Below are 21,268 nucleotides of genomic sequence, written 5' to 3'. Positions count from 1 at the left end.
AAGTCTTGGCGTTGCCTGGGTGTCAGCAGGTTACAGCCCCATGGCCGAGGAGGTGGAACGGCGCGGATCGGCGCCGCCGTAGAAGACGCCGTCCTCGATCAGGATCGACTGGGCGGCACCCATGGCCTCCTGCTGGCTGACGGTGTGGCCCATGCTCTCCAGCAGGTCCAGGGTGTCGGGGCTGACGCCCTGTTCGATACGGATTTCGTCGGGCAGCCACTGGTGGTGGATGCGCGGCATGCTGACCGCTGCCTGGATGTTCATGTCGTGGTCGATCACGTTCATCAGCACCTGCAGGGTGGTGGTGATGATGCGCGAGCCACCGGGGCTGCCGGTGATCAGGTAGTTCTTGCCGTCGCGCTTGACGATGGTCGGCGTCATCGACGACAGCATGCGCTTCTCCGGCTCGATCTTGTTGGCTTCGCCGCCGATCAGACCGTAGGCGTTGGGTACCCCCGGCTTGGCCGAGAAGTCGTCCATCTCGTTGTTGAGCAGGAAGCCGGCGCCGTCGACCACGATGCCCGAACCATAGCTGAAGTTGATGGTGTAGGTGTTGGACACCGCCAGGCCGTTGCCGTCGGCGATCGAGAAGTGGGTGGTTTCGTTGGACTCGTAGGGCAGCGGGTTGCCTGGCGCGATATCGGCACTCGGGGTGGCCTGGTCGGCGGCGATATCGCTGCGTAGCTCGGCGGCGTACTCCTCGGAGGTCAGCCCGGCCAGGGGCACCTCGACGAAGTCGGTGTCACCCAGATACTGGGAGCGATCGGCGTAGGCCCGCTTCATTGCCTCGGCCATCAGGTGGATGGTGCGGGCCGAGTTGAAGCCCAGCTCGCCGATATCGTCGTCCTCGAGGATGTTGAGGATCTGCACGATATGGGCGCCACCGGAGGACGGCGGGCTCATCGCGTAGACGTCGTGGCCACGGTAGCTGCCATGCACCGGGTCGCGCACGGTGGCCTCGTAGCTGGCCAGATCCTCCCGTGTCATCAGGCCGTCGTGACGCTCCATCTCGGCGGCGATCAGCTCGGCGGTCTCACCCTCGTAGAACTCACGGGGGCCCTGTTCGGCGATGCGCTTCAAGGTGGCGGCCAGGTCCGGCTGGCGGTAGATGTCGCCGACCTGGTAGCGCGAGCCATCCTCCTTGAAGAACTTGGCGCGGCTGGCCTCCCAGGGCTCGAAGCGTTCGCTGGCGCTGTCGATGCCGTCGACGAAGCGCTGGGGCACGGCGAAGCCCTCTTCGGCAAGCTTGATGGCCGGGGCCAGGGTCTCGGCCAGGCTCATGGTGCCGTAGCGCTCCAGCGCCAGCGCCAGCCCTGCCACGGTGCCGGGTACGCCGGCGGCGTTGTGGGTGTAGCGGGACAGCTCGGCCACAGCGTCGCCGTTGTCGTCCTGGAACATGGTCTCGTAGGCCGCCTTGGGCGCTTTCTCGCGGTAGTCGATGGCGATGACTTCATCGCTGTTCTCGTCGGAGATCAGCATGAAGCCGCCGCCGCCGATATTGCCCGAACGCGGCTGGGTGACCGCCAGCGCAAAGCCTGCGGTCACGGCGGCGTCCACGGCATTGCCGCCGTTGGCCAGCACCTCTCGGGCCACCTCGGAGGCCAGGAAGTGGCTGGTAGCGACCATGCCGCGGGTGCTGACCTCAGGATGGAAGCGTTCGCCTTCCAGGATCGCCTGACTGTCGGCCAGCGCCGAGGTCGAGACGAGACCCAGAGCGAGCCCTAGCGCCGAGCCTGCGATTGCCCCGCGCAGGGAGTAAGAGACTGACATGGCATACCCTCGTGTTTTCGGTAGATCGTTGCAGGCCGCTGGCCGTGCGGCCAGAACGCCTCGTTGTACGCTGCTTAACTATTGTCGTGACGAGGCGTACGCGCAAATGGCGAAGCGATCCTGGGTGTGCCGAGAGGAGTAAGTGAAAGCCGGCTCCAACGACAACGCCCCCGCCAGGCAGGGCCGGGCGGGGGCGTTGCGAGCGCATCAAGTGTGCGCTTACTGGCGGTAGGCGGCTTCCTTGAGCGCGCGGATGCGGTCGTCCAGCGGCGGGTGACTCGCAAACAGCTTTTCCATCAGCTTGCGGGTCTGGCCGGTGGTGATGGCGAAGGCGGTCAGGGTGTCCGGCATCTGGTCGGGCATCTGGGTCTCGGCCTTGAGTCGAGCCAGGGCATTGATCATGGCGCCGGAACCGGCGAGCTTGGCCCCGGCGGCGTCGGCGCGGTACTCGCGGAAGCGCGAGAACCAGGCGGCGATCATCGAGGCCAGAATGCCGAACACGATCTCGGCGACCATGACCACGGCGATGTAGCCAAAGAAGCCAAGGCCCTCGTTGTCGTCACGCCGCAGGAAGCTGTCGACCACCTGGGCGACCACCCGGGCGAAGAACATCACGAAGGTGTTGAGCACGCCCTGAATCAGCGCCAGGGTGACCATGTCGCCGTTGGCGACGTGGCCGATCTCGTGGGCCAGCACCGCCTTGATTTCTTCGGGCTGCATGCGATTGAGCAGACCGGCGGACACCGCGACCAGGGCATCGTTCTTGTTCCAGCCGGTGGCAAAGGCATTGGACTGCTGGGCCGGGAAGATGCCGACCTCCGGGGTCTTGATGTTGGCCTCGCGGGCCAGCTCGGCGACGGTGTCGACCAGCCACTGCTCGGTGGCGTTGGAGGGATTTTCGATGATCACCGTGCCGGTGGAGCGCTTGGCCATCCACTTGGAGATGAACAGCGACACCATGGAACCCGCCATGCCGAACACGAAGCAGAAGATCAGCAGGCTGTTGAAGTTGATGCCCTGGGCGTTGAGGTAGGGCTCCACGCCGAGCAGGCGCAGGGTGATACTCGCCACCAGGATCACCGCCAGGTTGGTGCCCAGGAAGAGCAGGATTCTCATCATTGCCGACATTCTCCGTAAGGAAGGAAACCTGCCGAGCCAATCGGCTCGACGGGAGGAATCAGATGCTTAGATAAGCCCTGGAGCGACAAGTTTCAAGCGCCCGGGCGCGGATGACGCTATCACCGTGCCAGCGTCGAGATAGCGGATTCGATGCTGGCACCCGGCGATGACGTCGGCGTGACCGCTTACTGGCGATAGCGCGAGAGGAAGCGGGCGAAGCGATCCAGGGCGTCGCCGAGCTGATCGGCCCAGGGCAACGTGACGATGCGCACGTGGTCCGGGTCGGGCCAGTTGAAGGCGGTACCCTGGACCAGCAGGATCTTCTCCTGCAGCAGCAGGTCCAGCACCAGTTGCTGGTCGTCCTGGATATTGAAGACCTTGGGGTCCAGGCGCGGAAAGGCGTAGAGTGCGCCCTTGGGCGTGGTGCAGCTGACCCCTGGGATGGCGTTGAGCTTTTCCACCGTGATGTCGCGCTGGGCCAGCAGGCGCCCGCCGGGCAGGATCAGGTCGTTGATCGACTGGTAGCCCCCCAGTGCGGTCTGGATGGCGTGCTGGGCGGGCACATTGGCGCACAGGCGCATCGAGGCCAGCATGGTCAGGCCCTGGATAAAGTCGTTGGCGCGCTGGCGTGCCACCGCCCCGGACAGGGTCATCCAGCCGCTGCGAAAGCCGGCGCAGCGGTAGCTCTTGGACAGACCGTTCATGGTCACCACCAGCTGGTCTTCGCTGGCCAGTGCCCCGGTGGCCACGTGCACGGTGTCGTCGTAGAGGATCTTGTCGTAGATCTCGTCGGAGAACACCACCAGGTTGTGCTCACGGGCGATGTCGAGCAGCTCGCGCAGCACCTCGGGGGGATAGACCGCACCGGTGGGGTTGTTGGGGTTGATGATGACGATGGCGCGGGTGTGGCTGGTCACCTTGGCGCGGATATCGTCCATCGCTGGCGCCCAGTCGGCCTGTTCGTCGCACAGATAGTGCACGCCACGCCCGCCGGACAGGTTCACCGCAGCGGTCCATAGCGGGTAGTCGGGGGCCGGGATCAGCACCTCGTCACCGTCGTTGAGCAGCGCCTGCATGGCCATCACGATCAGCTCGGAGACGCCGTTGCCGATGTAGATGTCCTCGATACCTACGCCAGGGATCTCCTTGCGCTGGCACTCCTGCATGATCGCCTTGCGCGCCGAGTAGAGACCCTTGGAGTCACAGTAGCCCTGGGCGGTGGGTAGATTGCGCATCACGTCCTGCAGGATCTCTTCCGGCGCCTCGAAGCCGAACGGCGCCGGGTTGCCGATATTGAGCTTGAGGATGCGCTGTCCTTCGTCCTCCAGCCGCTTGGCGTGCTCGAGCACGGGCCCGCGGATGTCGTAGCAGACGTTGTCGAGCTTGTGAGACTTGGAAAGGGTGGGCGTGTCCATGGCGCGGGTCTCGCTGGGTCCGTGTGTCCGTGCCCGCCGGGGCGGGAGTGTCGTTGTTGGTGAGTCCTGTCGATGCGTTGCCGGGGCGGCGGTGGCCGGGCGTGCGGCCTAGTCGTCGCTCGCCGCTCCGCCCTGGGCACCCTGGTGAGGTGCTGCCTTCGAGGCGCCTTCTGTGACATCCTGCGAGCCGTCTTCCGAGGCATCGTTTGCGGCGTCGACAGCGGCTTCCTCAGGCGCCGGGATGTCCTCCGGGGTCTCCAGGGTCAGGCGCCCGAGCTTGCCGTCACGCAGTTCGTGCAACAGCACCTCGCTGCCGCGGTGCAGGTCGATCTCGCCACCGGCGCGCAGGCCACCGCGCTTGGCGGCGATCTCGGCGAGGATGGCGTGGCCGTCGAAGCCGGCCAGCGCCATCAGGTCCGGGCGAGCGTCTCCGTCGGCCTCGACCTTGTCGGCGTCGGGATTGGCCTCGTAGGCCGGCAGCGCCTTGAGTTTATAGCGTGCCTTGAGCGCCTCTGGATAGCGTTTGGCCAGCTCGGCGGCGGTGATCAGGGCCACATCGACATAGTCGATGGCGGTATCGCGGATGGCGCCGCTGGCCGCCAGACGATAGGCACTGGCCTGATCCTCTATCTTTGGCCACAGCACGCCCGGGGTGTCGGTCAGCGCCACGCGACCCTGGATGCGTACCTTCTGCTGGCGCTTGGTCACCGCCGGTTCGTTACCGGTCTTGGCGATGGTGCGTCCCGCCAGACCATTGATCAGCGTCGATTTGCCGACATTGGGGATGCCCATCACCATCACCCGCACGTCGCGGTCGGCACGCACCTGGCCAGCCAGTTCATGGCACAGCTTGGGAATGCGCTTGAGCTCGCGGGTATTGGTGGTGGTCACCGCCAGGGCGCGGGTGTCTGGCTGGGCGTCGAAGTGGGCGGTCCAGGCACGGGTACCCTCAGGATCGGCCAGATCGGCTCGGGACAGGATCTTGAGTACCGGCTTGTGGCGGGTCAGGCTCGCCAGCATCGGATTGGCACTGGAATAGGGCAGGCGCGCGTCCAGCACCTCGATGACCACGTCGATTTCCGGCAGCGCCTCGAGAATCTGGCGTCGCGCCTTGTTCATGTGTCCCGGAAACCAGCCCAGCATCTCGTTCTCCTGCCTTCTCTAAAGGGTGTTGCGCAAATGGCTCCCCATCTTATGGAAATGCGAGGCAAATGTCGCGAGCGGTGGATGACAAGGTCGCAGATGATGGAGGGCAGGGTCGCACACGGTGGGAGGCGAGGTCGCAAGGTCCGGGCGACAAGCGCGCCAGGCCCGCCGAAAAACACCTGGCGGCGGGCACAGGGGCTTGCAGCGAGAAGGAAAGGGGCAAGGGGAGAGAGACGTCTGGGGCGTAGGCCAGGGGATGGCGCAACGCCTACTCCCCCTCATGAAAGTCGATGGCCAGCGAGTTGATGCAGAAGCGCTCTCCGGTGCTGGTCGGACCGTCGGGGAACACATGGCCTAGGTGGGCATCGCAGCGATGGCAGGTGACCTCGATGCGGTGCATGCCGTGGCTGGTGTCCTCGTGGCGCTGCACGCTTTCGCAGGACAGCGGGCGGTCGAAGCTGGGCCAGCCGCAGCCAGCGTCGAACTTGTGCTCGTTTTCAAACAAGGGGGCGTTGCAGCACACGCAGTGATAGATGCCGTGCACCTCGGTGATCTGGTAGTCACCGGTAAAGGGACGTTCCGTGCCTTTTTCGCGGGTGACGTGGTACTGCTCCGGGGTAAGCTGCTCTCGCCATTCGGCGTCGGACTTCTCGATCTTCTTGCGCATGGACGGTCTCCCGTGACGTTCGGTCGAGGCTTGCGCATCGTGGTTCGCGTCGATGCGGCACCCACGACTGCATCAAAGTCGCAGCCTCGGTATTCAAGCTAAGACGTTTGCTGCAGTTTGACCAACTCCTGCGTTCCACGATGCAGGGGAGGGTGGCTAAAGCGTCGATGGAGAGCGAATGCGTATAGAAAGAGCCTATATAGAGAAGGGCGCTGAATCGAGCAGGAAATCCTTCAGCCGGGGTTGACACTTTTGAGGGTGCTCAGTAACATACGCGCCACCTCGAGATGAGACGAGGCGGATGCGTCCCATTCGTCTAGTGGTCCAGGACACCGCCCTTTCACGGCGGGAACAGGGGTTCGAACCCCCTATGGGACGCCAACTCGAATCTCGAGGCCGGAATGCGGCAGTAGTGCGCAGCGCGGGAATAGCTCAGTGGTAGAGCACAACCTTGCCAAGGTTGGGGTCGCGAGTTCGAATCTCGTTTCCCGCTCCAATGCGTCCCATTCGTCTAGTGGTCCAGGACACCGCCCTTTCACGGCGGGAACAGGGGTTCGAACCCCCTATGGGACGCCACTTTCCGGTACAATTTGCGATGCGTTTGCGGGAATAGCTCAGTGGTAGAGCACAACCTTGCCAAGGTTGGGGTCGCGAGTTCGAATCTCGTTTCCCGCTCCATGCGTCCCATTCGTCTAGTGGTCTAGGACACCGCCCTTTCACGGCGGGAACAGGGGTTCGAACCCCCTATGGGACGCCACTTCGCAGCGCAGGCAGGACACGATGAAGACATCGTTGGACTGCATCGATCAAGCGGGAATAGCTCAGTGGTAGAGCACAACCTTGCCAAGGTTGGGGTCGCGAGTTCGAATCTCGTTTCCCGCTCCAGTATCGAGAAGCGTCTCAAATACCTGTGAAAAGCACATCGCCAGAAGCAGCAACAGTCGCCTGAGCGACGCGAATCATCGCGTTGATCGGCGATTTTTTTGTGCTTGCGCGAAGCGAGTCCGGCGTAAGACCATCGAGTGCCCCCTGCGTCGACGCCGCATTTGCCGCTTTGTCCGGTTGAAGATGCTCCCGACCGACCCCATATGCTAAGCCTTCTATCGAATAGCGAATCCCGTCGCTCGGCACGGCGCGATCGCGACGGGTTGGGCAAGCTGATGCCAACCGTCAACGTCGAGTCACCCGCGACAGGCAAGCTAGCGAAGGCGTGCAGCGCTTGGCGTCCGATCTCATGCTTCAAAGCCCAAGCTTTCAACCCTGACACCAAGGATCCCTCATGGCCGAACCGGCTCTGTCCATTCGAGGCCTGACCAAGGTCTACGGCAATGGCTTCAAGGCCCTAAAGGGCATCGACCTCGACGTCCAGCAGGGCGACTTCTACGCCTTGCTTGGCCCCAATGGGGCGGGCAAGTCCACCACCCTGGGCGTGGTCTGTTCGCTGGTGCAGAAGACCGCCGGCCAGGTAAAGATCTTCGGCATCGATATCGACGAGGACTTTGCCCGGGCCAAGTACCATCTCGGGGTGGTGCCGCAGGAGTTCAACTTCAACCAGTTCGAGCGGGTCATCGATATCGTGCTGGCCCAGGCCGGCTACTACGGCATGCCTCGCCGTGAAGCCCTGCCTCGGGCAGAAAGCCTGCTCAGGGATCTCAGCCTGTGGGACAAGCGCAACGGCAGCGCACGCATGCTGTCCGGCGGCATGAAGCGCCGCCTGATGATCGCCCGCGCGCTGATGCACCGTCCCAAGCTGTTGATCCTCGATGAGCCCACCGCCGGGGTGGATATCGAGTTGCGCCGCAGCATGTGGGAGTACATGCGGCGTATCAACCGCGAGGAAGGCACCACCATCATCCTGACCACCCACTATCTGGAAGAGGCGGAGAGCCTGTGCCGCAACGTGGGCATCATCAACCACGGCGAGATCGTCAGGAACACCAGCGTGCGCGAGCTACTGAGTGAGCTCGACACCGAGACCTTCCTGCTGGATCTGGCCGAACCCATCGATCATGCCCCCGCCATCGAAGGCTTCGAGGTCAAGCAGGTGGACAGCGCCCAGCTATCGGTGATGGTGCATCGCGGGCAGTGCCTAAACGACGTCTTCGATGCCCTCAAGGCAGACGGCGTGCGGGTGCTGTCGATGCGCAACCGGGCCAACCGGCTGGAGGAAATGTTCGTGTCCATGGTGGAAAGCGGCAACGCCGACAAGGAGCTGAGAGGATGAACCCGAGTCAGATCGCGATCGCCCTGTGGACCCTGGTGGCCAAGGAAGTCCGGCGCTTTACCCGGATCTGGCCGCAGACCCTGTTGCCGCCGTCGATCACCATGACGATGTACTTCATCATCTTCGGCAACCTGATCGGCTCACGCATCGGTGAGATGGACGGCTACAGCTATATGGACTTCATCGTCCCGGGGCTGATCATGATGTCGGTGATCACCAACAGCTACTCCAACGTGGCCTCGTCGTTCTTCTCCAACAAGTTCCAGCGCAGTGTCGAGGAGATGATGGTTTCGCCGATGCCCAACTGGGTGATACTGGCGGGCTTTATCCTCGGTGGCATGGCGCGCGGGCTCGGTGTCGGCATTATCGTCACCGGGGTGTCGCTGTTCTTCACCCGTATCGAGGTGGCCCACCCGCTGTTGACCATCGGGGTGGTGATCCTGACCGCGGCACTGTTCGCCACCGGCGGCTTCATCAACGCGCTGCTCGGCAAGAAGTTCGACGATATCTCCATCGTGCCGACCTTCGTGCTGACGCCGCTGACCTACCTGGGTGGGGTCTTCTACTCGATTTCGCTGCTGCCGGCCTTCTGGCAGGGCGCCTCGATGCTCAACCCCATCCTCTACATGGTCAACGTCTTCCGCTACGGTTTCCTTGGCGTCTCCGACATCCCGGTCGGCTGGGCGCTCGCCGCTATCTTCGGCTTTATCGTGGTGCTGTTCGCCATTGCCCTGTGGATGCTGGAAAACGGCAAGGGCATTCGCAGTTGATCGCTCCGGCCGCCTCGGGCGGCCGGTCGCCGTTTGTCTCTCGGACTCTCTCTTGTTCAGGTATCGCCATGTCCACTATCCCTCGGGATCCCCACCACCGCCCCGACACCCTGACCGATGCGCCCCTGGGACGGGAGTCGGACTATCCCGAGCGCTACGATGCGCAGCTTCTGTTTCCCATCGAACGCGCCGCCAACCGCAAACCGCTGGGAATCGAGGAGGGCGCGTTGCCCTTCGTCGGCGAGGATGAATGGCACGCCTTCGAGCTGTCCTGGCTGACGCCCAGGGGCAAGCCCTGTGTCGCCGTGGCACGCTTTCGCCTGCCGGCAAGCTCGCCCCGGCTGATCGAGTCCAAGTCCTGGAAGCTTTACCTCAATAGCCTGAATCAGACCCGCTTTGCTGGCCACGACGAACTGATCGAAACGCTGAAGCGCGACTTGAGCGAGGCCGCCGGTGCCGAGCTCAGCGTGGAGATCCTGGCGGTGGACGACGCCGAGCTCAACCCGCGCCCGTTGCCGGGGGAGTGCATCGACGATCAGGACATCGAGATCAGCGACTATACGCCGAGCCCGGAGCACCTTTCGGTCAGTGACGAGATCGTCGAGGAAACGCTGACGTCCCACCTGCTCAAGTCCAACTGCCCGGTGACCGGCCAGCCCGACTGGGGCAGCGTGATGATCCGCTACCGCGGTCCCCGGCTCGATCGCGAAGGCCTTCTGCGCTACATCGTCGGCTATCGCCAGCACCAAGACTTCCACGAGCACTGCGTCGAGCATATCTTCATGGACCTGATGGACAAGGCTCGCCCAGAACGGCTCTTGGTGCTGGCACGCTACGTGCGCCGCGGCGGTCTCGACATCAGCCCCTGGCGCGGTACCCCCGGCGAGACACCGCCTACGCCGCTGCGCCTGGCGCGCCAGTAGTCGGCAATGGCTCAGGGCGATAGCGACAGCGCCACAGACAATACCCGAGTGATCTGGTAGGGTAATGCGAAGAATTCTCGATCGCTGAACAGTGACAGGGCTCGGACCCTCTGGAGTGACACGATGGATGCAATGACACTGCTGCACGAGCGCAGCTCCATGGGCAAGTTGATGGGGCCGGCGCCCAGCCGTGAGCAGCTTGAGGCGATCTACTGCGCCGCCCTGCGCGCACCGGATCACAAGGAGCTCAGACCCTGGCGGTTTATCGAGTTCTCCGGCGAGGGGCTCGATCGCCTGGGTGAATTGTTCGCCGAGGCCGAATTTCGCGAAGACCCCAAGGCGACAGACGAGTGCCTCAATAGCGCTCGAATGAAGCCCAAGCGCGCACCCATGATCATCGGCGTCGTCGCCAAGGTGAACCCGGACGTGCCCAAGGTGCCGAAGATCGAGCAGGTCATCTCCGCTGGCTGCGCTGCCCACGGCATCCTGCTGGCCGCCCACGCCCTGGGGCTCGGCGCCATGTGGCGCAGTGGCAAGTACGCCTTCGACGACACCGTGCGCAAGGGCCTCAGGCTCGGCGACGACGACGAACTGGTCGCCTTTATCTACATCGGCCAGCTCGGAGGCCGCCACAAGCCCATCGCCTGTCACGATAGTGAGGATTTTGTCGAGCGCTGGGACTAACCCCTCATGGATGAATTGATCAGACGCGTTGGCACGGCCCACCCGCGGCCCGTCTTGCCGCCCGAGGGAGGCGAGGACGACCCCGGGGCCTTTCTCGACTGGCTGGGTGAGGCCATCCCCCTGGTCGGGTCGCTTGGCATCACCCGTATGGCGCGCGACCAGGACTCGCTGCGCTGGGAGCTTGCCCTGACCCCTAACCTCAACGACAAGGGCACCGGTTTTGGCGGCTCGCTGGCCGCCCAGACCACCTTGCTCGGCTGGTGCTGGACCACCCTGTGGCTGCGCCGTCGAGGCTACAACCGCGACGTAGTGGTGGCCGAGGCCAGCCAGCGCTTTCTCGCACCGGTCACCGGCGACTACCGCCTGATCTGCCGACCCGAGGCAAGCGGCTCCTCAGACGTTGATGCCAGTGGTGCGGCAGGGCAGGGTAGTGCCGGGCAGGTCGGCAGGGAAACAGGCGCCGAAGCGGCGCTGGAGCAGCGCCTGGCGGAACGCGGCAAGGGCCGTATAGCCCTGGTCCAGCAGCTGTGGTGCGGCGACACCCTTTGCCTGGAAGCGAGGGGTGACTACGCCGTGCTGGCCAGCGAACCTCCCATCGCAGCACGCTGACGCCATCGCGCCGCTTTGCCATCAGACCCCGAACTGCCACACGACGAATCTGATGTAAGCCGAAAAACGGCTTGCAATCGAGAACTTAAGGCGATAAAGTATGCGCCGTCTTGAGGGATAAGCACCGCGCAACGCGGGCATCATGTTTCTCGAGATGACAATGCGGAGGGGTGTCCGAGTGGTCGAAGGAGCACGCCTGGAAAGTGTGTAAGTCGAAAGGCTTCGAGGGTTCGAATCCCTCCCCCTCCGCCACAGAATTTGAGAAAGCCGCTGAGAAATCAGCGGCTTTTTTCTATGTGAATTCTATCCGCGTTGACCCCACCCCAATCCATGCAGGGTGTCTGTCCTTCCTCAGGTTCGCCAGCCTGATCCATCTGGCAGCGGTAAAGCCTCGCTTCACAGCACCGGAATTGACGATACCTCCCACTCTCAAACGGCAGATCTCCACCGCGTGGCACAGCACGCTGGCAGCAGGCCGGGCTTGCCCAGCCCAGGGGCTAGCGGAGAAAATTAGTCGTTTACCTATTGAGAGGGAGGTGCGTTTTGGCACACCTGTTTATCTACGGGACCTTGGGGCCGGGCGGACCCAACGAACACGTCATGCAGGCCATCGGCGGCCATTGGCAACCGGGCAGCATCAAGGGACGGCTGCACCAGGCGGGTTGGGGCGCCGAGATGGGCTTCCCGGGCCTGGTGCTGGATGACGCCGGCGACGATATCCGAGGCCACGTCTTCGTGTCCGACGCACTACCGGAACACTGGGCGGCCCTGGACGAGTTCGAGGGGCCCGAGTACCAACGTACCCCGGTCACCGTCAGGCTCGATGATGGCGGTAGGGTCGAGGCCTACGTCTACGCCCTGCGCAGAGAGGCCTGACGAGGGGGCTGATCTCACCCCGCGGTGGTGTGGAAAGGCGCGTCAAACCGGCCTGATGGTGCGTATTGCCCGTACCGCAAGATCACCGGCTATCGAAATACGTGTGGCGAGCTTTTCGCCTTGGCGGTGGATCACTTACCAGTGAAAGGTCTGTGAAATACCATCCTCGCTCGCCGCATTGCCATAGCCCAAGTTGTGCATCAGATGCCATCAAGCTAGCCGATCCCGGGCCGCGAGCGCAGCTTTCTGCGCGAGCAGCTGGTTCCTATTAAGTGCAGCTTGATACTGAGATGCTGCTGCGGCCCGGCAGGGGTGTCGGGGTGAATCAAGCCTACCCTGGCGATGGCAGGGCAGCTTCCTGTCCGTGCGGGTATCTCTTGGCTACTGCCTTCATGGACGGGCCAGGGTCAGCTTGGGCGACAGGGCGTGTGGGTCTACCTTCAAGTCCAGGATCGCGGGAACCCCTGCCTCTCTGGCTGCCTGCAGTGCGGCTGGAAATTCGCTATCGCTTGTCACGGTTGCGCCAAAGCCCCCGTAACTTCTGGCGAATGCAGCGAAGTCGGGATTGTGCATTCGTGTTCCCGAGGGGCGGTCCGGATACTTTCGTTCCTGATGCATGCGAATGGTGCCGTACATGCCGTTGTTGGACACCAGAACGATGACATTTGCGCCGTACTGACAGGCAACACCAAACTCTTGCATCACCATCTGAAAGCAGCCATCCCCTGCCAGGCAGACCACGTCTCGCTCGGGGTGGCGCAATTTGGCGGCGATCGCTGCCGGCAAGCCGTAGCCCATTGAGCCACTGGTGGGGGCAAGCTGGGTGGGCCAGTTGCGATAGCGATAGTAGCGATGAAGCCACGCGGAGTAGTTCCCGGCACCATTTGTCAGGATGGCATCCTCACCGAGCGCCTCGTTGAGGTGAGAGATGACTTGTTCCATCTTCAGGTCACCGGGGCTCTGCTGTAGTTGCTGCCACTCCTCGTAGTCCGAGCGCGCGCCGGTGATCCATTGATCACGCGGTGACTCCGGCGACCTTGCTGCATCGGCCAGCTGACAGACGAGCTCAGCAGCGTTCGCGACGACGCCGAGGGCCGGTCGATAGACACGACCAATTTCCGCAGCGTCTGCGTGGACGTGTATGAGGGTCTGTCGCGGCAGGGGAGGCGTCAGCAAGGTGTAACCGCTGGTCGTCATTTCACCCAGTCGAGCACCGAGTGAGAGAATGACATCGGCATTCTTGACGCGTTCCGCGAGCTTGGGGTTGATGCCGATACCAACGTCGCCAACATAGTGTGAATGTCGGTTGTCGAGATAGTCCTGGCAGCGAAAAGAGGCTCCCACCGGTAGCGCGGCCTTGTCGGCAAATCGTCCGAGCGCATTGGCGGCTTTCTGGGACCAGGGCCCACCGCCGACGATAACCAACGGGCGTTCGGCCTTCGCCAGCATGTCGACAATGGCGCCGACATCGCTCTCAGCCGCCTTGCCCGAAGGTAGCGTGGCAGCCGGTACAGCCGGGGCGCCAGTGTAGTCTGATGAGAGGATGTCCTCGGGAAGTGCGAGCACAACAGGACCCGGACGGCCGCTTTGAGCGACATGGAAGGCGTGGCTTACGTACTCAGGAATCCGGTCGACGCGATCAATTTCCGCGACCCATTTTGCCAATGGATTGAACATGGCCCGGTAGTCGACTTCCTGGAAAGCTTCTCTGTCGCGCTGATCGCTCGCCACCTGCCCAATGAAGAGAATCATGGGCGTCGAGTCCTGGTAGGCGACATGTACGCCACAGGAAGCGTTGGTGGCGCCGGGGCCCCGCGTGACGAAAGCGATGCCAGGACGCCCGGTAAGTTTCCCATCGGCTTCGGCCATCAGCGAGGCCCCGCCTTCGTGTCGCGTCACGATGGTGTCCACGCCGGAATCGAAAAGCCCATCAAGAGCGGCCAGGTAGCTTTCTCCAGGCACACAAAATACCCGCTCCACCCCCTGTGCCTCGAGGGCTTCGACGAGAACTTTTCCACCATGACGTGACGGTTGTTCACTCATAAATCTAGACCCTTGTTCTTATAGAAAGTCTTCGCGAGCTGCCAGGCGCTCAGCCGCGCGTTCGAAGCGTAGGCGTGTCGCGCTGCGAGCTAGCGATGCGTCTTGTATTGCCAGTGCATCTCTCACCGCGCGGTGTTCATCCAGAATGGAAGGGCCGAATTCAGAAGCCGCTGCATTCTTCAGAAAGGCCGAGCGCAGGTTGCTCTGTATATTCCCCTCAATCATGCCGATAACCTCGACATAATATTCATTGTCAGAAGCTTCGGTAATGCGCCGATAGAATTCGAGCTCGGTGTCGACTCTTTGCTCAAGCGCTCCATCTGGACCGAGTGCGTCGAGTCGCTCGATTTCTGCAAAGAGTTCTTCTAAAGCCTGCATTTGCTCAGCCGTGCGTGTTCCAGCGGCAAGCGCCGAGGCTCCTGCCTGCACCTCTGCTCTAAGCTGAAGCAACTTTATGATCTGCTTGCGTTTTTCGAAACATCCCGGGCTGATGCGAAACGCCGACCGATTGGTGGTTTCCGTAATAAAAGTGCCGACGCCACGTCGTGAGTCGACGACGCCATCGTACTTGAGAAGCGAAATCGCCTCGCGGATCACCGTGCGCGCGACGCCAAATTTCTTGGAAAGTACCGCCTCGGTTGGAAGGCGGTCGCCAGGCCGAAGCTGGCCTCCTTCGATCGCCTTGGTCAGGGCTACCGCGACCTCATCAGGTAGCCGGCGAGGGCGATCAATACGCCCATAGATTTCAAAATCCTGCATTGGGATGTCTTCCTGATCGTCTGAACAGCTCAAGCCGCGACGCGTCGTTGAAGCGTAGGCCATGCGACCTGCAAGGGGCTAGTGCGACAAAGGTAGCACTAAAAACAGTTGTCAGACAAACAGGCTTGAACTAGCTTGAGGTCCACAGAACACAAGAGCAACAAGGAGAAGGTAATGGCAGGGCAACGTATCGGGTTTGTTGGTCTGGGTGGCATGGGGAGAGGGCTCGTCAAGAATCTCTGCCTCAAGGGCCACAGGGTTACGGTCTACGATCTGGATCCGGAAAGGGTCGCCAGAGCGGTCAATGAAGGTGCGGTAAAAGGAGGCTCGGTCGGCGAGATCGCCGCAGAGTCCGATGTTCTTGCCGTCTGTATCACCACCGCAGAAGCGGTCCAGGCGCTCGCCCTCGGACCCGATGGCGCCTTGGCCAAGTTGCCTAAGGATGCCATCTTTCTGGACCACACGACGGTCTCGGTCGAGCATGTCGAGCTGATGCGAAAAGCGTGTGAGCAGGCCTCTGTTCAATACGCAGAAGCCCCAATGACCCGCACTCCCGCTCATGCTGAACGTGGTGAGGTCAACGTCTTGTTTGGTGGCGATGAGGCACTGCTGGAGCGACTGCGCCCCGTCTTCGGTGCTTATGCTGAAAACATTTTTCATGTGGGTCCCGCCGGACACGCGACACGCTTGAAGTTGATCCATAACTACATTGCCTTCGCCAATGTGGCGTCCTGGTGCGAAGGCTTCGCCCTTGCCGCGAAAGAGGGGCTCGATATGTCAAAGGTCATCGGGATTATCTCGGCGGCTGGTGGCAAGTCTGGGATGATGGACCTTTATGGCAACCTGACGCTCCAGCGTGATTTTACGCCACACATGTCATTGGAAAATGCTCAGAAAGACGTTCGTTATTATGCCGAGTGGTTGGAACAGGCAGGTCTTCCGGCTTTCATGGCGCAGTCGGTGCACAACACCTATGCCCTCGCTTCGATAATGGGGCACGGTAGCGAAGGCTGCACAGCCGTGATCAAGGCATATGAAGAGCTTTCTGGCATCGAAGCTTGCCTGAAGGAGTAGGCGCTCACTGATGTAATGAAACAGAACTGATAACTATAATGAGAGGAAGGTTGTACTATGTATTATAATAAAATCCTTTTCGGCACGCTCGCTTGCATTCTGTCAGCCTCGGTTGAAGCGCAGGATGTTACGTTACGAATGGCACATTTTGCTGCAGAATCTCATCCTGCCCATCAGGCGGCGTTGGCATTCGCGAAAAATGTTGAAGAAAGAACAGAGGGTGCGGTATCTGTCGAGCTATATCCCGCAAACGAGCTTGGCTCACCTCCCGAGCAGCTTGAGCAAACCGTTCTCGGTGTCGTCGATATGAACTTGCCGACCCAGGGGGGATTGGACAAGTATGTAAAAGCATTTGGTACGGTAATGACACCCTTCGCCTTCGGAAGTTACGAAGAGGCTCACAGCGTCCTTGACGGTCCCTTCTTTGAGTGGGTAGCGCCACAGCTCGAAGAGGAGGGGCTGGTCATGCTGTCAAACTGGGAGTATGGGTTCAGAAATATCACCAATAGTGTCAGGCCGATCGAGAGCCCCGAAGATGTGGACGGCTTGAAGTTGCGCACCCCGCCAGAATTGCAGATCGTCGCAGCGCTTGAGGCACTTGGTGCATCAACCGCGCAGATTGCCTTCCCCGAGCTCCCCAATGCTCTCAATCAAGGGGTCGTTGACGGGCAGGAAAATCCCATCAGCGTTATCTACCACTTCAACTTTGACGAGTTGCAGGACCATCTGGCTCTGACACGCCATGTCTACAACTCCATGGTCCACGTGGTCAATAAGGACACCTGGGATTCTCTTTCCGAAGATCAGCAGACCATTGTCCGTGAGGAGAGTGTCGCGGCCTCGACGATGATGCGGGACGCCGTCATCGCACAAGAGGAGAAAGATATTGCTGCCCTCAAGGAGCGAGGCATGCAAGTGACGGATCCCGACTCGGCGATGTTTGTTGAGCTGATGGGGCCGGCCAGAGATCGCGTTTCAGAGTATGTCGGTCAGGAAAACATGCAAACATTCCTGAGCTTCCTGGATTAATCTCTACGGCACGGGTTGGAGCGTTGGACTGCGCTCCATCCCGTATGGGGTGTGCTATATGCTGACATTCGTCATCCTCGGAGCTCTTGTCTCTTTGATTGGTATCGGGCTTTCGGTTGCTGCTGCGCTGGGCCTGATTTCCGTTGGTTTTTATGCCCTGCAGGGGGACTTTGATATTCTGGCGATGTTGCCGCAACGAATGTTTTCGGCAACCACCGGTTTTACGCTTCTAGCGATACCGTTTTTCATCCTGGCCGGTAATCTCATGAATACGGGAGGGATTACTCACCGGATCTTTCGTTTCGCCGATGCGTGTGTCGGGCATATTCGTGGTGGCCTGGGGCAGGTAAACGTTCTGGCGTCACTCTTCTTTTCCGGCATGTCTGGGGCCGCTGTGGCGGATGCGGCCGGGCTTGGGCAGGTTGAGCTTAAAGCGATGGCGGATCGAGACTACGATCCGGACTTTTCTGCGGCAATCACGGCGGCCTCATCCACCATAGGGCCTGTGTTTCCGCCATCCATACCCTTCGTCTTGTATTCATCGATCACTGGGGTGTCGGTAGCCCAGCTTTTTCTTGCAGGCGTTGTGCCAGGTGTCCTGATGGCGCTGGCATTGATGCTGGCGGTTTACGTTCACGCCTTGCGCCACAAGATGTCCCGACGGGATCATGTCGATTGGGCCGAAATCGGCCGTAGTTTCCTGTCTGCACTTCTATCGTTGCTGACGCCGGTGATCATTATTGCGGGGATATTTGGTGGCGTGTTTACACCGACCGAGGCGGGGGTCATGGCCAGTGCCTACGCCATGTTTTTATCAATGGTTGTCTATCGTGAAGTGAAGGTAGCCGACCTTCCCGAGATAATCTGGGAAACACTGGTCCATACGGTACGGGTCATGTTCGTTATTGCTGCCGCCGGCTTCTTTGGCTGGCTGTTGATACACCAACGCATTCCCAATCAGTTGGTGGAGACCATGCTTTCCCTCTCCGAGAGTCCAGCAATAATAATGGCTATTATCGTTGCTATCTTGCTGGTCCTGGGGATGTTTCTGGAAGGTATCGCGGTCATCGTACTAACCGTGCCTTTGTTTCTTCCTGTCGTAACTCAGATTGGCGTTGATCCGGTGCATTTCGGCGTGATCATGATCATGTGTTCAATGGTCGGTTTGCTGACGCCTCCCGTGGGTATGGTTCTCTTTGCAACATCGTCGATTGCCAAAATCAGCGTCGGCCGCTTGTCGCGTGCCTTGACGCCTTACTTGATTGGTCTTTTCGTGGTGTTGATGGCCGTCGTCATGATTCCAGCGATATCGACATGGCTGCCTGATCTGGTGATGAACTCATGAATAAACTTGATCGAGTGGTGGGCCAACTCCTGCGCGCGATTGCCTCATTCTGTTTGGCAGCGTTGTTCATCCTGCTGTTTTCAAGCGTCATTGCGCGCAGCTTTCAACTTGCGAGCTTCGCATGGCTGGATGAGGTGGTAAGGGGCTTGTTTTCCTGGATGGTATTCATGGGCTCCGCTGCCTTATGGCGAGAGCGGGCACACTTCAGAGTAGATTGGCTCGAGCAGGTGATAGGGCAAAAGCGTGCGGCACCTTTGCTCAGGGCCTTTCTGGCATTTCTATCCCTTGGGTTCATGCTCGCCATGACGTGGTACGGATGGGAGCTGACGGCACGGAGCAGTGCAGTAACGCCTGTACTGAACCTTCCGACGGGGCTTTTCTATGCCGCTATCCCCATCTCGGGAACATTGATGATGATTTACTCATTGCGTGATCTGTTTGAATCGATCGCGGACGTTAAAGCGCCATTTTCTACCATGATGAAGGAGAAGTAAGATGATCTACGATCTAAGAACATACACATGCCGCCCGGGTACCATCAAGAAACACATGAAGCTCTATGAAGACCACGGGTGGAAGGTACAGAGTAAACACCTGGGTTATCCCGTTGTTTATGGGGCGGTTGAAACGGGTGATGTCAACTCCTATGTTCATGTGTGGATGTACGAGGATTCGGCCGACCGCGCAGCCAAGCGCCAGAAGCTACAGGCAGACCCGGAGTGGAAAGAATATCTCGCGAAAAGCGCCGAGGCGGGGTACCTGGTCAGCCAGGAGAACAAGATACTCGTCGCCGCGCCTTTCTTTGATCCCTTTCATGTAAAGAAGGTCGAAGGGTAGTACATAGGAAATAGTGACTTTTGATGTGATCGACTTTTGATGGAAATACTTTCTAGTCGATTCGAATATATGTTTCGATATGGCAATGGGCTCCTTTTCTCACCGAGATAAGGAGCTTTTTGTCGAACTGGGGAATTGATGTCGGGGACCGTGGGTCGATGAAGCGGCTTCACACTGCGTTTTATTTCCTGGCCGTGCCCGCCGGCGAACTGCCAGAATCGCCCAGTGAGCTTCGTGTCGGGAAGACCGCGTGTCCTCGCATTGCGGGCGGGGACGATCGCCAAGGGGGCGCGCCATGCAATGCCGTCTATCCAAAGACGTGAGGCGCTCCACCATGACAGCGGACTCAACGAGCCAACAGATGGTGGTGTCGTTCCCTTGTCTGGCTGAAGCGGCAATCAGGCTGAACCGGTTGCGTGAGCCTGACCGCCGTTGTCACCCAGTTTCGGCCCGATGGCCAAGCACCGAGTGAGTGATTCGCCCTGGTGCCTTGGTGTTTCAGCCAGTGGTTAGAGTGTCGGCCCGGAATCCTCGCCACCGCTGCTCTGGTAGAACCAATCATCGGCGAAGGGTGCACCATCGGTATCGTTGGCATCGACGCGGGCAATCTGACCGCGGCCGAATACCGGCTGTTTGGTGCCATCTCTTGCTGGATCGACGTACTGCTCGAACCACGCAACCATGCGCTGTTCCAGCTCTGCCGCGATATCGGCATGCTCGGGGGAGTGGATGAGGTCGTTGAGTTCGTCCGGATCCTCGGTCATGTCGTAGAGTTCGTTGGGCCAGTCACCCACGCGCCAGATAAACTTCCAACGGCTGTCGCGGAGCATTCGCACGGGTCCATATTCGTCGAACACCACGACATCCCGGTCTTGCGTGTCATCTGGCCCCGTCAGGATGGGCAGAAATGACCTTCCAGGCAGATTGTCGCCGACCTTCGCATCGATGCCGAGGTACTCGAGCAAGGTCGGGCAGAAATCGTAGTGACTGACGAGTGCCGTCGAGGCTCTTGGTGTGATCTTGCCGGGCTGGGCCATGATAAAGGGCACGCGAACCGCCTGGTCGTACATATTCTGCGGGTAGGTCGCGTTGCCTTTGCCGTAGATGCCGTGGTGGCCAAGGCTCATGCCGTTGTCGCTGGTGAAGATGACCAGAGTATCTTCGGTGAGACCGAGATCCTCGAGCCTGGCCAGGACCCGTCCGATCGCCGCGTCGGCTGCGGTCAGTGAGGTGCAGTAGCCCTGGATCATCTCGTTGACGTCTTCCTGGGGATAGACGCCGTTGTTGATCTGATCGGGATGGCGCGGCTGGCGAGGGAAGGTGGAAAACTCACAATCGTCGTACTGGCTCCAGACCTCGCGTGGATGCTGTGACTTGTGCCAGGGCCGGTGGGGAGCGGAAAAATTCAAGGACAGGAAGAAGGGACGGTCTTCTCCGGCACGGGACTCGAGGTAGTGGGTCGCCTCGTCGGCCAGGAAGTCCGTAAGATAACCCGGGACTATCTCTTCGACGCCGTTGCGGTACATTCTGGCGCCGTAATAGCTGTCGGAGCCTTTCGGCATGGTGATCCAGTGGGTGAATCCTTTTTGGGGGCGTGCGCTATCACCCAGATGCCACTTGCCGATCAAGGCGCAGTCGTAGCCGTTGTCATGAAGCGCGTCACTGAATCCCAGCATGCCTTGCAGGTATTCGACGGACCTGTCGCCATTCTTGTCCTCGGAGCCCTGACGGATCCAGTCGAGCACACCGTGCTGCGACGGGATGCGCCCGGTGAGTAGTGAGGCGCGGGCAGGGGAGCACACCGGAGAAACACAGTAGCAGTTGACGAAATCCACTCCGCTTCGCGCCAGAGCGTCGATATGGGGGGTCTGGACTTCCTGATTGCCGCGCGTTCCCAGGCTCCAGAAGCCCATGTCGTCGGCCAGGATCATTATCACGTTGGGTTGCTTATCCATATTGTTCTCCTCGCATGCGTGAT

The 21,268-nt window shown here is 60.7% G+C and carries 19 protein-coding genes and 7 tRNA genes; 18 read left to right on the top strand and 8 right to left on the bottom strand.

Features of this window, described 5'->3' with window-relative positions; translation table 11 throughout:
- Positions 1–30 precede the first annotated feature (30 nt).
- The 5 genes from ggt to msrB all read right to left on the bottom strand — a co-directional run bounded on the left by ggt (position 31) and on the right by msrB (position 6,117).
- Entirely contained in the window at positions 31–1,770 is a 1,740-nt protein-coding gene (gene ggt / locus NFH97_RS02415) for a gamma-glutamyltransferase (protein WP_108449652.1), read from the bottom strand.
- Positions 1,771–1,989: 219 nt separating this feature from the next.
- Positions 1,990–2,889: a protease HtpX gene (gene htpX / locus NFH97_RS02410; protein ID WP_045994888.1), complete on the bottom strand. Its 900-nt coding sequence runs from the start codon at positions 2,887–2,889 to the stop codon at positions 1,990–1,992.
- 185 nt (positions 2,890–3,074) lie between these two features.
- Positions 3,075–4,304 carry a pyridoxal phosphate-dependent aminotransferase gene (locus NFH97_RS02405; RefSeq protein WP_045994887.1) on the bottom strand — a complete coding sequence of 410 codons (1,230 nt, stop codon included), beginning with the start codon at positions 4,302–4,304 and terminating at the stop codon, positions 3,075–3,077.
- A 108-nt stretch (positions 4,305–4,412) separates the two neighbouring features.
- Positions 4,413–5,447 (bottom strand): ribosome biogenesis GTPase YlqF, encoded by a 1,035-nt coding sequence (ylqF, locus tag NFH97_RS02400; RefSeq protein ID WP_349624370.1) that lies wholly within the window; start codon positions 5,445–5,447, stop codon positions 4,413–4,415.
- A gap of 271 nt (positions 5,448–5,718) precedes the next feature.
- Positions 5,719–6,117: a peptide-methionine (R)-S-oxide reductase MsrB gene (gene msrB, locus NFH97_RS02395; protein WP_045994885.1), complete on the bottom strand. Its 399-nt coding sequence runs from the start codon at positions 6,115–6,117 to the stop codon at positions 5,719–5,721.
- A 305-nt stretch (positions 6,118–6,422) separates the two neighbouring features.
- Between msrB and NFH97_RS02390 the strand changes: the two genes are divergently transcribed.
- From NFH97_RS02390 to NFH97_RS02330, 13 genes are all read left to right on the top strand, one after another.
- Positions 6,423–6,498: transfer RNA gene (locus tag NFH97_RS02390), tRNA-Glu, on the top strand.
- Between the two features lie 40 nt (positions 6,499–6,538).
- Positions 6,539–6,613: transfer RNA gene (locus tag NFH97_RS02385), tRNA-Gly, on the top strand.
- A gap of 4 nt (positions 6,614–6,617) precedes the next feature.
- Positions 6,618–6,693, top strand: a tRNA-Glu gene (locus tag NFH97_RS02380).
- 27 nt (positions 6,694–6,720) lie between these two features.
- Positions 6,721–6,795, top strand: a tRNA-Gly gene (locus tag NFH97_RS02375).
- Positions 6,796–6,798: 3 nt separating this feature from the next.
- Positions 6,799–6,874, top strand: a tRNA-Glu gene (locus NFH97_RS02370).
- A gap of 53 nt (positions 6,875–6,927) precedes the next feature.
- Positions 6,928–7,002, top strand: a tRNA-Gly gene (locus NFH97_RS02365).
- Positions 7,003–7,396: 394 nt separating this feature from the next.
- Positions 7,397–8,341 carry an ABC transporter ATP-binding protein gene (locus tag NFH97_RS02360; RefSeq protein WP_124802432.1) on the top strand — a complete coding sequence of 315 codons (945 nt, stop codon included), beginning with the start codon at positions 7,397–7,399 and terminating at the stop codon, positions 8,339–8,341.
- Positions 8,338–9,111: an ABC transporter permease gene (locus tag NFH97_RS02355; RefSeq protein ID WP_045993708.1), complete on the top strand. Its 774-nt coding sequence runs from the start codon at positions 8,338–8,340 to the stop codon at positions 9,109–9,111. The genes NFH97_RS02360 and NFH97_RS02355 overlap by 4 nt, the downstream gene beginning before the upstream one ends.
- 68 nt (positions 9,112–9,179) lie before the next feature.
- On the top strand, positions 9,180–10,034 hold the full coding sequence (queF, locus tag NFH97_RS02350) for an NADPH-dependent 7-cyano-7-deazaguanine reductase QueF (RefSeq protein ID WP_124802430.1): 855 nt from the start codon (positions 9,180–9,182) through the stop codon (positions 10,032–10,034).
- Positions 10,035–10,157: 123 nt separating this feature from the next.
- On the top strand, positions 10,158–10,718 hold the full coding sequence (locus tag NFH97_RS02345; protein ID WP_108131653.1) for a nitroreductase family protein: 561 nt from the start codon (positions 10,158–10,160) through the stop codon (positions 10,716–10,718).
- A gap of 6 nt (positions 10,719–10,724) precedes the next feature.
- Positions 10,725–11,327: a YiiD C-terminal domain-containing protein gene (locus NFH97_RS02340; protein WP_349624369.1), complete on the top strand. Its 603-nt coding sequence runs from the start codon at positions 10,725–10,727 to the stop codon at positions 11,325–11,327.
- Between the two features lie 164 nt (positions 11,328–11,491).
- Positions 11,492–11,579 (top strand) — tRNA-Ser (locus tag NFH97_RS02335).
- A 291-nt stretch (positions 11,580–11,870) separates the two neighbouring features.
- Entirely contained in the window at positions 11,871–12,203 is a 333-nt protein-coding gene (locus NFH97_RS02330; protein ID WP_349624368.1) for a gamma-glutamylcyclotransferase family protein, read from the top strand.
- A 390-nt stretch (positions 12,204–12,593) separates the two neighbouring features.
- On the opposite strand, the gene NFH97_RS02325 is transcribed toward NFH97_RS02330, so the two are convergent.
- Positions 12,594–14,246: a thiamine pyrophosphate-binding protein gene (locus NFH97_RS02325; protein WP_348827782.1), complete on the bottom strand. Its 1,653-nt coding sequence runs from the start codon at positions 14,244–14,246 to the stop codon at positions 12,594–12,596.
- An 18-nt stretch (positions 14,247–14,264) separates the two neighbouring features.
- Positions 14,265–15,005 (bottom strand): FadR/GntR family transcriptional regulator, encoded by a 741-nt coding sequence (locus NFH97_RS02320; protein WP_349624367.1) that lies wholly within the window; start codon positions 15,003–15,005, stop codon positions 14,265–14,267.
- A gap of 135 nt (positions 15,006–15,140) precedes the next feature.
- Here NFH97_RS02320 and NFH97_RS02315 point away from each other — a divergent pair, with 135 nt between their 5' ends.
- Genes NFH97_RS02315 through NFH97_RS02295 form a run of 5 tightly spaced genes read left to right on the top strand, consistent with a single transcriptional unit; the run spans position 15,141 to position 19,290 of the window.
- The gene (locus NFH97_RS02315; RefSeq protein ID WP_349624366.1) at positions 15,141–16,079 is read left to right on the top strand and encodes an NAD(P)-dependent oxidoreductase; all 939 of its coding nucleotides are present in this window, start codon (positions 15,141–15,143) and stop codon (positions 16,077–16,079) included.
- Positions 16,080–16,136: 57 nt separating this feature from the next.
- Complete coding sequence (locus NFH97_RS02310) at positions 16,137–17,108, top strand: TRAP transporter substrate-binding protein (protein WP_349624365.1); 972 nt, start codon at positions 16,137–16,139, stop codon at positions 17,106–17,108.
- Between the two features lie 58 nt (positions 17,109–17,166).
- Positions 17,167–18,453 (top strand): TRAP transporter large permease, encoded by a 1,287-nt coding sequence (locus NFH97_RS02305; protein WP_349624364.1) that lies wholly within the window; start codon positions 17,167–17,169, stop codon positions 18,451–18,453.
- Entirely contained in the window at positions 18,450–18,947 is a 498-nt protein-coding gene (locus tag NFH97_RS02300) for a TRAP transporter small permease (protein WP_253028975.1), read from the top strand. The genes NFH97_RS02305 and NFH97_RS02300 overlap by 4 nt, the downstream gene beginning before the upstream one ends.
- A gap of 1 nt (position 18,948) precedes the next feature.
- Positions 18,949–19,290, top strand: a complete 342-nt coding sequence (locus tag NFH97_RS02295) for an NIPSNAP family protein (protein WP_349624363.1) — start codon at positions 18,949–18,951, stop codon at positions 19,288–19,290.
- A gap of 509 nt (positions 19,291–19,799) precedes the next feature.
- Here the strand turns inward: NFH97_RS02295 and NFH97_RS02290 are convergent.
- Complete coding sequence (locus NFH97_RS02290; protein ID WP_349624362.1) at positions 19,800–21,245, bottom strand: sulfatase family protein; 1,446 nt, start codon at positions 21,243–21,245, stop codon at positions 19,800–19,802.
- Positions 21,246–21,268 lie beyond the last annotated feature (23 nt).

Source organism: Halomonas sp. SCS19 (genome assembly GCF_040147015.1).
In the GTDB taxonomy this organism is placed as follows: Bacteria; Pseudomonadota; Gammaproteobacteria; order Pseudomonadales; family Halomonadaceae; genus Halomonas; species Halomonas litopenaei.
This window is presented reverse-complemented; position numbering and strand designations above follow the sequence as displayed.

Bases quoted from the DNA above. Each gene is read 5' to 3' on its own strand.
- ggt (WP_108449652.1), bottom strand. From the start codon at position 1,770: ATGTCAGTCTCTTACTCCCTGCGCGGGGCAATCGCAGGCTCGGCGCTA.
- htpX (WP_045994888.1), bottom strand. From the start codon at position 2,889: ATGATGAGAATCCTGCTCTTCCTGGGCACCAACCTGGCGGTGATCCTG.
- NFH97_RS02405 (WP_045994887.1), bottom strand. From the start codon at position 4,304: ATGGACACGCCCACCCTTTCCAAGTCTCACAAGCTCGACAACGTCTGC.
- ylqF (WP_349624370.1), bottom strand. From the start codon at position 5,447: ATGCTGGGCTGGTTTCCGGGACACATGAACAAGGCGCGACGCCAGATT.
- msrB (WP_045994885.1), bottom strand. From the start codon at position 6,117: ATGCGCAAGAAGATCGAGAAGTCCGACGCCGAATGGCGAGAGCAGCTT.
- NFH97_RS02360 (WP_124802432.1), top strand. From the start codon at position 7,397: ATGGCCGAACCGGCTCTGTCCATTCGAGGCCTGACCAAGGTCTACGGC.
- NFH97_RS02355 (WP_045993708.1), top strand. From the start codon at position 8,338: ATGAACCCGAGTCAGATCGCGATCGCCCTGTGGACCCTGGTGGCCAAG.
- queF (WP_124802430.1), top strand. From the start codon at position 9,180: ATGTCCACTATCCCTCGGGATCCCCACCACCGCCCCGACACCCTGACC.
- NFH97_RS02345 (WP_108131653.1), top strand. From the start codon at position 10,158: ATGGATGCAATGACACTGCTGCACGAGCGCAGCTCCATGGGCAAGTTG.
- NFH97_RS02340 (WP_349624369.1), top strand. From the start codon at position 10,725: ATGGATGAATTGATCAGACGCGTTGGCACGGCCCACCCGCGGCCCGTC.
- NFH97_RS02325 (WP_348827782.1), bottom strand. From the start codon at position 14,246: ATGAGTGAACAACCGTCACGTCATGGTGGAAAAGTTCTCGTCGAAGCC.
- NFH97_RS02320 (WP_349624367.1), bottom strand. From the start codon at position 15,005: ATGCAGGATTTTGAAATCTATGGGCGTATTGATCGCCCTCGCCGGCTA.
- NFH97_RS02310 (WP_349624365.1), top strand. From the start codon at position 16,137: ATGTATTATAATAAAATCCTTTTCGGCACGCTCGCTTGCATTCTGTCA.
- NFH97_RS02305 (WP_349624364.1), top strand. From the start codon at position 17,167: ATGCTGACATTCGTCATCCTCGGAGCTCTTGTCTCTTTGATTGGTATC.
- NFH97_RS02300 (WP_253028975.1), top strand. From the start codon at position 18,450: ATGAATAAACTTGATCGAGTGGTGGGCCAACTCCTGCGCGCGATTGCC.
- NFH97_RS02295 (WP_349624363.1), top strand. From the start codon at position 18,949: ATGATCTACGATCTAAGAACATACACATGCCGCCCGGGTACCATCAAG.
- NFH97_RS02290 (WP_349624362.1), bottom strand. From the start codon at position 21,245: ATGGATAAGCAACCCAACGTGATAATGATCCTGGCCGACGACATGGGC.